The sequence below is a fragment of the Caenispirillum salinarum AK4 genome, from assembly GCF_000315795.1.
In the GTDB taxonomy this organism is placed as follows: domain Bacteria; phylum Pseudomonadota; class Alphaproteobacteria; order Rhodospirillales; family Rhodospirillaceae; genus Caenispirillum; species Caenispirillum salinarum.
The window spans coordinates 182,334-195,659 of the sequence record NZ_ANHY01000017.1 but is presented as its reverse complement, the minus strand read 5'-3'; the positions used below and the strand labels follow the sequence as shown (position 1 = coordinate 195,659).

Genomic DNA, 13,326 nt, shown 5'->3' with positions numbered 1-13,326 from the left:
CGGCGCATGACGACCGATCCCACGCCGCTCCGGCTTCTCCACACCTCCGACTGGCACCTGGGCCAGGACCTGCACGGCCTGCCGCGCGATGCGGAGCACCGGGCGTTCCTGGACTGGCTGCTGGACACCATGGACGACCAGGACGTCGACGCCCTGCTGGTCACCGGCGACGTCTTCGACAGCCAGAACCCGCCCGTTTCGGCGCAGAGGCGGCTGTACGATTTTCTTGCCAAGGCCAAGCGGCGGCGCCCCGCCCTGGATATCGTCATCATCGGCGGCAACCACGACAGCGCGACCAGGCTGGAAGCCCCCGACGCCATTCTCAAGCCCTTCGACGTGCGCGTCATCGGCAGCCTGCCGCGCGATCCCGCCGACGCCCTGGTCACGCTGACGGATGCCGAAGAACGACCGCGCGCGGTGGTTTGTGCGGTGCCCTTCCTGCGCATGGCCGACCTGCCGCCGCTGAAGGAGGCCGAGGACGGCCGCGATCCGCTGATCGACGGGGTGCGCAGCGTCTACGACCGTTTCATCGCCCACGCCCGCGAGGCCGCCGGCGGCCTGCCGCTGATCGTGACCGGCCATTGCTACATGAGCGGCTCGGCCCTGTCGGAAATGAGCGAGCGGCGCGTGCTCGGCGGCAATCAGCACGCCCTGCCGGCGGACATCTTTCCCGACGACTGCACCTATGTGGCGCTCGGCCACCTGCACAAGCCCCAGCGCGTGGCGGGGCGGGAGACCATGCGCTATGCCGGCAGCCCCTTCCCCTTGTCGGTGACGGAAAAGGACTACCGGCACCAGGCCCTGCTGGTGGAGGTCTCCGACGCCGCCGCCCCCTGTACCGTCACGTCGCTGCCCGTGCCGCGCGTCATCAACTACATCCGCATCCCCTCCACCGGCGCCGCGCCGCCGGAAACCGTGCTGAAGGAGTTGGAGGCCCTGCCGTCCGAGCCCGACCCCGGACGCGACCTGCGTCCCTACCTGGAAGTCGTGGTGCGGCTGGAAGCGCCGAGCCCCTCGCTCCGCCACGACGTGGAGCAGGCCCTGGCCGACAAGCCGGTGCGGCTCTGCCGGCTGGCGGTGGAGTACAGCGGCACCGGCCAGGCGCTCGCCGCCACCGCCGAGGCGCCGGACCTGGCGGGCCTCGACCCGGAAGAGGTGTTCGAGAAGGCCTGGGCGCGGGCCTACGACGGCACTCCCGACGCCGCCCACCGCCACGCCTTCCACGAACTGATGGAAGCCGTGCAGGGCGAGGCGCGCGCGCACCCGGCGGCGGCCGAGGAGGAACCGGCATGAGGATTCTCGCCATCCGCGGCCGCAACCTGACCGCGCTCGCCGGCGACTTCGAGGTCAGTTTCGAGGACGGCCCGCTGTCCGGGGCTGGGCTTTTCGCCATCACCGGGCCCACGGGGGCGGGCAAGTCGACCCTGCTGGACGCGCTGTGCGTGGCGCTCTACGACCGCTTCCCCCGCCTGGAGAACGCCGCCAAGGTCGCCATCGGCCAGACGGGCGTTGACGAGGCCCTGCACGTCACCGGCACCGATCCGCGCACCATCCTGCGCCATGGCGAGGCTGAAGGGTTCGCCGAGGTCGACTTCGCCGGGCGCGACGGCGGCCGCTACCGCGCCCGCTGGCAGGTGCGCCGGGCGCGCAACAAGGCCTCGGGCCGGCTCCAGAACCAGGAAATGAGCCTGACGGACCTGGAAACGGGTCAGCAGATCGGCTCCACCAAGACCGAAGTCCTGGGCGAAATCGCCACCCGCACCGGCCTGACCTTCGAGCAGTTCCGCCGCTCCGTCCTGCTGGCGCAGGGCGATTTCGACGCCTTCCTGAAGGCCCGTCCCGCCGACCGCGCCGACCTGCTGGAGCTGATGACGGGGACGGAGATCTACGGCGCCCTGTCGGTGGCCGCCTTCGAGCGCCACAAGCGGGAGCGGGAGGCGCTGGATGCGCTGGACGCCCAGCGCCGGGCGCTGGACCTGCTCACGCCCGAGGACCGCGAAGCCGCCGAGCAGGCCGCCCGCGCCGCCGAGGCCGAGGCCAGGGCGGCGCGGCAGGCGCTCGACGGCCTGCGGGCGCAGCAGACCTGGTACACAGAGGCGCGCACGCGGCGGGAGGCCGTCGCCGCCGCAGAACAGGCGCTGACCGACGCGGAGGCTGCACAGGCCGACACCGCGCCGAAGCGCGAGGACCTGGCGACGCTGCGCAGGCTGGAACGCCTGCGGCCGCTGGTCGACGAGGCCGACCGCCTGACGGCGGAACACGAACGCCTATCCGGCGAGGCCGGCGCCGCTGAAATCCGCTGCCGCGACGCCGAAGCCGCCCGCGACGCCGCCCAGGCGCGCGGCGAACAGGCGCGCAACGCCCTGGACGCCGCGGAAAAGGCCTTCAAGGATGCCGGCCCCGATCTGGACGCCGCCGCCGCCCTGGACAGCCGGATCGAGGGCGCGGAGCAGCATGTGTCCCGCTGCACCGCCACCCGCGATGCCGCCGCCGCCCGGCGCAAGGAGGCCGAGGACGCCCTGTCATCCCGCAAGGCCGCCCGCGCCAAGGCCGAGGCCACGGCACAAGAGGCCGAGACGTGGCTGTCCGACCACGACCATCACCGCCCGCTGACCGAGCAGGTGGACCGCTGGATCGGCGAGATCGAGGACTGGGCCGAGGCCGACAGCGCCCTCTCCGCCGCCGAGACACAGGCGCGGGAGTTGGCGGACCGGCACGCCGCCCTGACCGCCAACCATCGCAAGCGCGCCGCCCGGCTGGAGGAGACCGAGGCCGGCATCGCCGAGGGCGAGGCCGCGCTTCAGCCCATTGCCGAGCGGCTGGAGGCCCTGGACCCCGACGCGCTGGAGCATCGCCGCGCGCGCGCCGCCGCTCGGGCCGATGCGGTGGCGGAACTGGCACGGCTGGCTGGCCTGGCCGACGACCTGGCCGAGCGCAAGGCCGACCACGAGGCCCGCGCCGAAGCCGCCCGCAAGCGCCGCGCCCAGGCAGACAACGCCCTGGCCGAGGTGGACGGCAAGCGCGGCCTGCTCGACCAGCGGCTGAGCGAGGCGCAGCGGGCGCTGGACCTGTCGGAGGCCGCCGCCGACGAGGCCGCCGCCAAGCTGCGCGGCCTGCTGGTCGATGGCGCCCCCTGCCCCGTCTGCGGGTCCGAAGACCATCCCCTGGCGCACTCGGAAACGGCTCTGGACACCCTGGCGCGCGAGCAGCGGGAGCGGGTGGAGGCGTTGCGTGCGGACATGCGCACGCTCAACGAGACGCAACGCGCCGCCGAATCCGATAAGGCCGCCGCCGACGCGGTTCTCGCGAACTGCGCCGAGGAGGAACGCCGCCTCAAGCGCGACGTGGCGCAACTGGCGGAAAGCTGGTCCGACGCCCGCGAGCGTGCCCACGGCCTGGCCCTGCCCGAGACGGCGGCGGAGGCCGATCATGCGGCGCTGGCCGATCAGGCCGCCGAAGCCGCCCGCGCCCGCGAAGCCGCCGAGCAGGACATGGCGGAAGCCGCTCGCCTGCGCGGCGAGGCCGACCGCCGGGCCAGGCACCTGGGCAGCCTGCGCCTCACCCGCGACCAGGAGCGTGATGCCCTGTCCGGCCTGGAAAAGAACCTGGCCGACGCCGAGGCCCGCCGCGAGGCCGCGGAGCGCGAGGCCGTGCGCGCCGCCAAGGCCCGCGACAGCGCCGACATCGCCCTGGCGGATGCCCTCGCCCCCCTGCCCGACTGGCGCACCGAGGTCCGCGCCGGCTGGCAAGCCCTCGCCGAACAGTGCCGGGCACTGGCGGACGCCTTCACGGACCGCCGCCGCGCCCTGGACGACGCGCGGCAGGCGCTGGGCAATCTGGACGCCGACATTCGGGCCGCGGAGGCCGATGCCGCCAACCGGCGCGACGCCCTGGACACCGCCCAGGCCAGCCTGGACGAAGCCGCCGGCGAGCACGAGCGGCTGCGCGTGGAGCGGGCCGGGCTGTTCGACGGCGAGCCGACGGCCTCGGTGCGGTCCCGCCTCAACGGCGCTCGGCTGGCGGCGCAAACGGACCGGGACGCAGCCCAGAAGGCCGCCGCCGAGGCCGCCGCCGAGTGCTCCGCCGCCGTCTCGGCCCGCGACACCCTGCGCAAGCGGCTGACGGACACCGCCGAGGCCCGCGACCGGGCGCTGGCCGGGCGCGACGCGGCGCTGACCGAGGCCGGCGCGACGCTGGAAGAGGCCCGCGCGGCCCTTGCCAAGGGCGAGGACGCCGTCGCCGCGCTGGAAGCGCATCTGAAAGAGGTCGACACCGCCGTCACCACCGCCCGCGCCGTACTCGACGACCGGCGCCGCGCGCTCGACGCCCATCTTCAGACGCCTGCGCCCGAGACGCCGGAAGAGGATCTGGCCGCCCAGGCCGACAAGCGCCAGCAGGCCTGCGACACCGCCCAGGAGACGGCGGCGCGGGAGCGTGCGCGGCTGGCCCATGACGCCGGGCAGCGCGACCGCGGCCGCGACCTGGAAGACCGCATGGCCGAGCAGCGCCAGGTCACCGGCCTGTGGGCGACCATGCAGGACCTCATCGGCTCGGCCAAGGGCGACAAGTTCCGCCGCTTCGCGCAAAGCCTGACGCTCGACCGGCTTCTCGGCATGGCGAACGCGCACCTGGCGGACCTGACGCCGCGCTACGTGCTCCAGCGCGCGCCCGGCGGGGAATTGGACCTGCAGGTCATCGACCGCGAGATGGGCGACGAGGTGCGCGGCGTCGGGTCGCTCTCGGGCGGCGAGCGCTTCCTGGTGTCGCTGGCACTGGCGCTCGGCCTCGCCAGCATGTCCGGCGAGCGGGCGCTGGTGGAAAGCCTGTTCATCGACGAGGGCTTCGGCGCTCTGGACTCCGACAGCCTGGACGTCGCCATTTCCGCCCTGGAGGCGTTGCAGGCGACGGGCCGGAAGGTGGGCGTCATCAGCCACGTGCAGGCCATGGTCGACCGCATCGGCGTGCAGGTGCGTGTGGCCAAGGCCGGCGGCGGACGATCGGTGGTGGAGACGGTGGCGGCCTGACGCAGCCGTGCCTTGCAATCAGCAACGGCCCGGACTCCTTGGCGTTTCAGCGGGCATCCGAAACGGCAGAAGCCCGAAGGAGGCCCCCATGAAAGCCGTGGTGTTCCACGATATCGGCGACGTGCGCCTGGAGGACGTTCCCGATCCCTCCATCAAGCAGCCCACCGACGCCATCGTCCGCCTGACCGCCAGCGCCATCTGCGGCACCGACCTGCACATGGTGCGCGGCTCCCTGCCCGGCATGGTTCCGGGCACCGTGCTGGGGCACGAGGGGGTCGGCGTGGTCGAGGAGATCGGCCCCAACGTCCGCAACCTGAAAAAGGGCGATCGGGTGGTGATCCCGTCCACCATCTCCTGCGGGTCGTGCAACTACTGCCGCGCCGGCTACCACGCCCAGTGCGACACCGCCAACCCCAACGGCCATCTGGCGGGAACGGCCTTCTACGGCGGCCCCGGCCAGACCGGGCCGTTCGACGGGCTGCAGGCCGAATACGCCCGCATCCCCTTCGCCAACACCGACCTTGTGAAGCTGCCCGACGACATCGACGACGACCGCGCCATCCTGCTGTCGGACATCTATCCGACCGGCTACTTCGGCGCCGACCTGGCGGAAATCGTCGACGGCGACACCGTGGCGGTGTTCGGCGCCGGTCCCGTCGGCCAGTTCGCCATCGTCTCCGCCCGGCAGATGGGAGCGGAGCGGATTCTCGTGGTCGACGACAACGAGGACCGGCTTGAGATGGCACGGGTGCAGGGGGCCGAGGTCATCAACTTCGGCCGTGAGCATCCCGTCGAGATGATCCGCGAGCTGACCGGCGGCATCGGCGTCGACCGGGTGATCGACGCCGTCGGCGTCGATGCCCACCCGCCCCGCTCCGGCCCCGCCGCCGGGGAGGCGGAGCAGCAGGCGGACCGCCAGAAGGCGGAGCGGGACGCCATCGCCGAGGGCGGTCGCGCCGGCGCCGACGTCTTCGCGCCCGGAGACGCGCCCAACCAGGCCCTGGAATGGAGCGTTCAGGCGGTCGCCAAGGCTGGGACGCTGGGCATCATCGGCGTCTATCCGCCCACCGACCACAGCTTCCCCATCGGTCAGGCAATGCAGAAGAACCTGACCATCAACATGGGCAACTGCAACCACCGCAAGTACCTGCCCCACCTGGTGGAACTGGTGCGGTCCAACAGCATCGACCCGCTGCGGGTGCTGACCCGGGTTGCGCCCATGACCGACGTTCTGGAGGCCTACCGCACCTTCGACCAGGCCAGGGCCGGCTGGATGAAGGTGGAAGTGGTGCCCGGCATGTAAGGCGCGCCGCCCGGCGATCATCGGCGCCGGGGCCGAACACCGCGCGGCTCCGGCGTCATTTTTGTGATTCTTGGAAGGTTATGTGCAATTACCCTATGCGGTAAAAACATAATGGGATACCGTCTCCGCCTCCATCGTAACGTATCGCGGAGAGGGGATATGAACTTCGTCGATGCCATCAGCATCTGTTTCAAGAAATACGTCGATTTTTCGGGCCGCGCCCGCCGCGCGGAATACTGGTACTGGACCCTGTTCACGGTGGTCGTGAGCATCTGCACGTCGATCCTCGACGCGGTGATCTTCCAGAACAACATGTGGAGCCCGCTCAACGCGGTGTTCAACATCGCCATCCTTCTGCCGAGCATCGCCGTCATGGTGCGTCGCCTGCACGACACCGACCGCTCCGGCTGGTGGGCGCTCATCAGCCTGATCCCGATCGTCGGCTGGATCGTCCTGGTGATCTGGATGATCGGCAAGGGCACCGACGGCCCGAACCGTTTCGGAAACGACCCGCTGGCCGGCGAGCAGACCGCCCCGGCCCCGGTCGCCGCCGCCTGAGTCAGGACGGCGCGGCGCCCTGCAGGGCGAAGCCGGCAAACGAAAAGGGGCGGCCCGTCGCGGGCCGCCCCTTCTTCATTCGGCGTGCTGCCGGTCCGATCAGCTGCGCACCAGCGGCTTGTACTTGATGCGGTGCGGCTGTTCCGCTTCCGCGCCCAGGCGACGCTTGCGGTCGGCTTCGTAGTCCTCGTAGTTGCCCTCGAACCAGGTGACCTGGCTGTCGCCCTCGAAGGCGAGGATGTGGGTGGCGATGCGGTCCAGGAACCAGCGATCGTGCGAGATGACCACGGCGCAGCCCGGGAAGTCCAGCAGCGCCACTTCCAGCGCCCGCAGGGTCTCCAGGTCCAGGTCGTTGGTCGGTTCGTCGAGCAGGATGACGTTCGAGCCGGACTTCAGCATCTTGGCCAGGTGGACGCGGTTGCGCTCACCGCCCGAAAGCTGGCCGACGCGCTTCTGCTGGTCGGGGCCCTTGAAGTTGAACTGCCCCACGTAGGCGCGGCTGGCGATCTTGCGCTTGCCCAGTTCCAGCTCGTCCAGCCCGTCGGAGATTTCCTCCCACACCGTCTTCTTGTCGTCCAGGCTGTCGCGGCTCTGGTCGATGTAGCCCAGCTTCACCGTCTCGCCGACGCGCAAGGACCCGCTGTCGGGCTCGTCCTGGCCGGTGATCATCTTGAACAGCGTCGTCTTGCCGGCGCCGTTGGGGCCGATGACGCCGACGATGCCGCCCGGCGGCAGCTTGAAGGACAGGTCCTCGATCAGCAGGCGGTCGCCGTAGGCCTTGGAGATGTCCTCGGCCTCGATCACCAGGTTGCCCAGGCGCTCGCCGGCGGGAATGATGATCTGCGCCTGGTCCAGTTGCTTGTTGCCGGCTTCGGCCACCAGGCTGTCGAAGGCCGTGATACGGGCCTTGCTCTTGGCCTGGCGGGCCTTCGGGCTGGAGCGGATCCACTCCAGTTCGGCATTGATGGTGCGCTGGCGCGACGCTTCCTCGCGCTGCTCCTGCTCGAGCCGTTTCTGCTTCTGCTCCAGCCAGCTGGAGTAGTTGCCCTCGTAGGGGATGCCCTTGCCGCGGTCCAGCTCCAGAATCCAGCCGGTGACGTTGTCCAGGAAGTAGCGATCGTGGGTGACCAGCACGACGGTTCCCGTGTAGTCGCGCAGGAAGCGCTCCAGCCACGCCACGGACTCGGCGTCCAGGTGGTTGGTCGGCTCGTCAAGCATGAGCATGTCGGGGTGCGACAGCAGCAGGCGGCAGAGCGCCACGCGGCGCTTCTCGCCGCCCGACAGCTTGGCGACGTCGGCGTCGCCCGGCGGGCAGCGCAGCGCGTCCATGGCGATCTCGACGCGGCGGTCGATCTCCCAGGCGTCGGCGGCGTCGATCTTTTCCTGCAGCTCGCCCTGCTCGACCATCAGGTCGTTCATCTCGTCGTCGGAGATGTCGGGGTCGGCGAACTTGGCGGAGACTTCCTCGAAGCGCACCACCAGGTCCTTGATCTCGCGCACGCCGTCGAGAACGTTCTCCAGCACGGACTTGGAGGCATCCAGCTCCGGTTCCTGCGGCAGGTAGCCGACCTTGACGCCCTCGGCCGACCAGGCCTCGCCGCCGAAGTCCTTGTCGATGCCGGCCATGATCTTCAGCACCGTCGACTTACCGGCGCCGTTGGGGCCCAGGACGCCGATCTTGGCGCCCGGCAGGAACGAGAGCGTCAGCCCTTTGAGAATCTCGCGCCCACCGGGATAGATCTTGGTGAGCCCCTTCATCACGTAGATGTACTGATATGCGGCCAAGGAAACCTCCGGCGCTGCGATACGATCAAGGTGACCGGGTTTTACTCCACTCCCCTTCCCGGTTCAACGGCCGGGGGCGGAAACCGGCCGAGCCGACCCCATATGGGTGAAAACAGGGCCGCGCCGCAACGCGCCAGCGGCTCGACGGGTTCATGTTGAGGGACAATCGCCACCACCACCATCGTTCGCACCCAGAAAGGGAGAGCGCGCATGTCACCAAGGATGCCGATCCTGTCCGCCGCCCTTGTCGCCACCGCCGCCGCGCTTGCGCCGTTGCTGGTCGCGCAGGTGCCCGCCGCGGCGCAGACCCAGCAGATCGACGCCCAGCGCGGCCCGGTCGCCGTGGAGCCCGTGGTGACGGGCCTCGACCACCCGTGGGGCATGGATTTCCTGCCCGACGGCCGCATCCTCGTGACCGAGCGCCCTGGCCAGATGCGCATCGTCTACCCGCAGGAGCGCACCATGTCGGCACCGCTGGACGGCGTGCCGGAGGTGTTCAACCGCGGCCAGGGCGGCCTGCTGGACGTGCGCGTCGGTCCCACCTATGACCAGGACGGCTGGATCTACTTCACCTATGCCGAGGCCAACCAGCAGGGCCGCGCCTCCACTGCCGCGGCGCGGGCGAAGCTTGACGGCATGCGGTTGACGGACGTCGACCTGGTGTTTCGCCAGATCCCCAAGGTGACGGGCAACAACCACTTCGGGTCGCGCATCGCCTTCACGCCCGACGGCTACATGTTCATCACCCTGGGCGAGCGCTTCAAGTTCCAGCCGGCCCAAGAGCTGACCAACCACCTGGGCACCGTGGTGCGGCTGTGGCCGGACGGCTCTGTGCCGGACGACAATCCCTTCGTGAACACCGAAGGCGCGCTGCCGGAAATCTGGTCCTTCGGCCACCGCAACAGCCAGGGGGCGGCGGTGCACCCCGAGACGGGGCGCCTGTGGATGCACGAACACGGCCCGCGGGGCGGCGACGAGATCAACGTGCCCGAGGCCGGGCGCAACTACGGCTGGCCCGTGGTGAGCTGGGGCCAGCACTACAACGGCCAGCCCATCCCCGACCCGCCGACCCATCCCGAGTTCGCCGATGCCATCCACTATTGGAATCCGGTCATCGCGGCGTCGGGAATGGACTTCTACACCGGCGACCTGTTCCCCGAATGGCAGGGCGACCTGCTGGTGGGCGGACTGGTCTCGGAGGCCGTCTCGCGCCTGGAATTGAACGGCCAGGACGTCGCCGGCGAGGAGCGCCTGCCCGTCGGCCAGCGGGTCCGCGCGGTCAAGCAGGGGCCGGACGGCGCCGTCTACGTGCTGACCGACGAGGCCGACGGGGCCCTTCTCAGGCTGACGCCGGCACAATAAGCGATCGTTCCCCGTTGACCGGGATCAAGGGGCGCGGCAAAACTCCGCGCCATCTTGAGTCCAACATACCCGAATGCTGACGGAGACCCTTGTCATGGCGCAGGACACGCCCCCGGTTACCTTCGATTCCGTGCCCGCCATCGAACGCCCGGAGGACCTGTTCGCCGTCGCCACCGCCATGGAGCGCGAGGCGGCGCGGCGCTACGACCAGTTGGCCGAGCGCATGGACGACATCGACGTGCCCGACCTGGCGGCCCTGTTCCGCCGGCTGAAGGCCATGGAAAGCGAGCACGAGGAAGGCATCCAGGCCTGGGCGACGCGCGCCGAGGTGGAGCCCGAACAGCGCCTGTCGTTCACCTGGGACATGGCGGAAGGCATCGCCGAGGCCGCCCTGGCCGACGCCGGCGGGGCCGAAAGCCTGACCAGCTACAAGGCGCTGCAACTGGCCGTGCGGAACGAGGAGCGCGCGTTCGCCTTCTACGCCAATGTCGCCGCCAAGTCCTCCGACCCGACGGTCCGCGAGTATGCCGAGCGCATGGCCGACGAGGAACTGCACCACGTCGCCCTTCTGCGTCTGGAACGCCGCCATGCCTGGCGGGCGGAGCACGGCGGGTCCTCGCCCAGTCAGGCCCCGGACGTGGACACGGTGGAAGACCTGGCGACCTGGCTGGCCGACCGCGACGCCGAGGCCGCCGCCCGCCACCGCATGTCGGCGGCCGTCGCGCGCCTGAGCGGCGACCCGGAAACGGCGGCGCTGCTGGAGGATATGGCGGCCAAACGGGACCCTCAGTCGGCCCCGGCCACCGATGCCGACCTGGGCGACGCGGTGTCGCTGGTCCAGATGCTGCGTCACGAAATCCGCCTCGGCAGCGAGGAATACGACATGCTCATGCGCGTCGTTGACCGTGCGCAGGACGAAGCGGTGCTGGCCCTGGCGCAAGAGGCCGTCGCGGGCACCATCGCACGCCTGGCCGCCCTGCGCGACCGCATGGCGTCTCTGGAAGCCGCATCCGAGCGCGATCCGCGCGTCTGACGCGGTCGAACAGCGACGGACCTACTCCCCACGGCTTAATCCCTCGCCTTTGTGGGAACGCCGAACCCGACCGGATACGTTCATATCCTGAAGGATACGCCGGTGTGGGGTACGTACCTGCCTGAGGCGCCCCTCGTCATCGACCCCCGACGCGGCGCGCTTCCGGAGCGGTTCTTTCACGACCAGGGCTCCACCCCCTTTCCCCAGGGGCGGAGCCCTTTTTTCTGCGCCGAGCCGGGGCTCAGCGTGCGGCGGCCCAGCTTCGGCGGGCGAAGTCCTCGACCGTCTGCACCTCTTCCGCCGTGACCGTCTCCGGCCAGCCGCGTTCACGCTCATCGAAGTGGAACAGGTAGAGACGCGAGGCGAACTGGGCGATGGGCAGCGAGCTTTCGCCGAAGCGCTCGCCGTTACCGTCGGTGGAGACCACGACGCCGTCGCCCCAGTCCTGTCCGCCGTCGTTGTTGGGGTTGTAGAAGTACACGCGCATCCCGCCGCTCGGGTCCAGCCCGACGCGGTAGATGGCGATGGCGTGCCAGCCGATGAACCGCGCCGCGCTGTCGGTGACGGCGATGCCCGCCGGCTGCGGGTGGATCACCGGCTGGTTGCCGTTGTGATAGGGGTGATAGGTGGCATAGAACTGCCGCACGAAGCCGTCGAAGTCCTCCAGCATACCCGTCGGCACGTCGATGGCGAGGCGGCAGCCGCGGCCGACCCACCAGCCGTGAAACTCGGCATTGATCCAGCGGTGCGGGTCGCCGGGGCGGCCGGCGGTGTGGCGGCCCATCTCGATGTAGACGCGGTCCAGGTGCGGCACCAGCGCGATGGACACGGCATCCACGTCCAGAAGCGGCCCGGCCATGAGGCCCTGCTGAAGCTCCGACGAGGTGATGGGCTGTCCCTCGAAGTGCATGGTCAGCGTGTTGTCGCGCGCCGCCCAGGCGATCAGCTGCAACAGGTAGTCGGGGTCGGTGTAGGCCCACATGGAGATGGCACGGGCCGACTGGCAGGTGGGATTGTTGCCCTGCCCGACGCCCATGGGCTGGCCCAGCACGGTCAGAACCCCTGCCAGCAGGAACACCCGCGCCGGCCTTGCCGCGCCGAAAGTGGCGGCGATGGACTGCTCCACCGCCGGATGGAGCGGCAGGAAGATCTGCCGCCACAAGGCCGGCCCGATGGCCGGGACGTAAAGAATCCCGCGCTCCAGCATCAGCGCCAGGCCGTAAACGGACTGCGCCGTCTCCACATGCACGGCGTCCTCGATGAGCCGCAGAATGAGCTGCTGATAGCACAGGAAGCCGTCGCGCCCGGTGCTGCTGAGGCCCAGCGCGGCCGAGACGAGGTCGGGACGCTGGTAGGCCACATAGCGCAGGAACACCGGGTGGTAGGGCGACACAAGCCCGGTGTCGTGCATAGCGCGGGCAAAGCCGTTGGCCTCCTGCGTCAGCATGTGGACGTCCATGGTCTCCAGCCGCTCGGCATAGACCTGGATGCCCGGGTCCTCGCGACAGCCGGCGGTGGGGCCGAACAGGGCGCTGACCAGCCGGTCCGCCCCGCGCCCGGCGGCGGCGGTGTCGATGCTGGCGTCGGCCATGCAGATGGCGATCTGCGTCACCATGGCCTTCACGTCGTCCACCATGATGGGGCGCTGGGCCAGGATGCGCTCGATCTCGGCGATCAGGCTGCCGATGATGTTGTCGTAGCCGGTGCGCTCGGCGATGAAGGCATAGAGGTTGCGCACGGGCTTCGCCAGCCGTCCCAGCGCCACCCGGTCGGCCTCGCTGGGGGCTGAGAACAGGAACGTCAGGTTCAGCGCCAGCACTTGGCTGACGAAGTGCCGTGCCTGTTCCGAGGAAATTGCGGGATGAAAGTAGTCCCCCTGCCCCACCGCGAGCAGTCGCAACTCGCTCAGGCATTCCAGCGTGGCGGTGGACTGGTCGGCGGTGCGCAGGGTGTTGGGCGCCAGCGGCGCCTGGAGGATTTCCGGGTGGTCCCAGTCGGTGCCGGCGAAGATGCCGGCCTCCTCCATCGTCGCCACACGGTCGTACAGCACCGCCGGCCCGCCGGGCAGGCCCATGATGCGGCGGCCGTAGTCGATGACGCCGCCCTTCGCCGTATGCTTGGCGAAGGCCGGCGTGTCGGCGAGCCGCGCCAGACAGTCGTCGAAACGACCTGTCAGGCGCTCCAGGGTGACGGCCGGATCTTCGGCCGCACCCGTGCTGGGATCAGTCACGCAACACTCCCTCTCCGTGGCGCGCTTGGCT

At 70.3% G+C, this 13,326-nt stretch carries 8 protein-coding genes; 6 read left to right on the top strand and 2 right to left on the bottom strand.

All coding sequences use genetic code 11. The features are described from left to right. Positions 1-6: 6 nt before the first annotated feature. The 4 genes from C882_RS16860 (at position 7) to C882_RS16845 (ending at position 6,885) form a co-directional block, all read left to right on the top strand. Positions 7-1,293 carry an exonuclease SbcCD subunit D C-terminal domain-containing protein gene (locus tag C882_RS16860; protein WP_052000202.1) on the top strand — a complete coding sequence of 429 codons (1,287 nt, stop codon included), beginning with the start codon at positions 7-9 and terminating at the stop codon, positions 1,291-1,293. Continuing rightward, entirely contained in the window at positions 1,290-5,024 is a 3,735-nt protein-coding gene (locus C882_RS16855) for an AAA family ATPase (RefSeq protein ID WP_009541860.1), read from the top strand. Before C882_RS16860 ends, C882_RS16855 begins: the two co-directional genes overlap by 4 nt. Positions 5,025-5,112: 88 nt before the next feature. After that, complete coding sequence (locus tag C882_RS16850) at positions 5,113-6,327, top strand: zinc-dependent alcohol dehydrogenase (protein WP_009541859.1); 1,215 nt, start codon at positions 5,113-5,115, stop codon at positions 6,325-6,327. Between the two features lie 159 nt (positions 6,328-6,486). Then, positions 6,487-6,885: a DUF805 domain-containing protein gene (locus C882_RS16845; protein ID WP_009541858.1), complete on the top strand. Its 399-nt coding sequence runs from the start codon at positions 6,487-6,489 to the stop codon at positions 6,883-6,885. Between the two features lie 99 nt (positions 6,886-6,984). On the opposite strand, the gene ettA is transcribed toward C882_RS16845, so the two are convergent. Then, entirely contained in the window at positions 6,985-8,670 is a 1,686-nt protein-coding gene (ettA, locus tag C882_RS16840) for an energy-dependent translational throttle protein EttA (protein ID WP_009541857.1), read from the bottom strand. Between the two features lie 210 nt (positions 8,671-8,880). On the opposite strand from ettA, the gene C882_RS16835 reads away from it, so the two are divergent. Continuing rightward, the gene (locus C882_RS16835) at positions 8,881-10,032 is read left to right on the top strand and encodes a PQQ-dependent sugar dehydrogenase (RefSeq protein ID WP_009541855.1); all 1,152 of its coding nucleotides are present in this window, start codon (positions 8,881-8,883) and stop codon (positions 10,030-10,032) included. Positions 10,033-10,126: 94 nt separating this feature from the next. After that, entirely contained in the window at positions 10,127-11,065 is a 939-nt protein-coding gene (locus C882_RS23465; protein ID WP_009541854.1) for a ferritin-like domain-containing protein, read from the top strand. Positions 11,066-11,306: 241 nt separating this feature from the next. Here the strand turns inward: C882_RS23465 and C882_RS16825 are convergent, their stop codons facing one another. Next, complete coding sequence (locus C882_RS16825) at positions 11,307-13,295, bottom strand: hypothetical protein (protein ID WP_009541853.1); 1,989 nt, start codon at positions 13,293-13,295, stop codon at positions 11,307-11,309. Between the last annotated feature and the right edge of the window lie 31 nt (positions 13,296-13,326).

Excerpts from the sequence above, each read along its gene's own strand:
- C882_RS16860 (WP_052000202.1), top strand. The coding sequence starts at position 7 with ATGACGACCGATCCCACGCCGCTCCGGCTTCTCCACACCTCCGACTGG.
- C882_RS16855 (WP_009541860.1), top strand. The coding sequence starts at position 1,290 with ATGAGGATTCTCGCCATCCGCGGCCGCAACCTGACCGCGCTCGCCGGC.
- C882_RS16850 (WP_009541859.1), top strand. The coding sequence starts at position 5,113 with ATGAAAGCCGTGGTGTTCCACGATATCGGCGACGTGCGCCTGGAGGAC.
- C882_RS16845 (WP_009541858.1), top strand. The coding sequence starts at position 6,487 with ATGAACTTCGTCGATGCCATCAGCATCTGTTTCAAGAAATACGTCGAT.
- C882_RS16835 (WP_009541855.1), top strand. The coding sequence starts at position 8,881 with ATGTCACCAAGGATGCCGATCCTGTCCGCCGCCCTTGTCGCCACCGCC.
- C882_RS23465 (WP_009541854.1), top strand. The coding sequence starts at position 10,127 with ATGGCGCAGGACACGCCCCCGGTTACCTTCGATTCCGTGCCCGCCATC.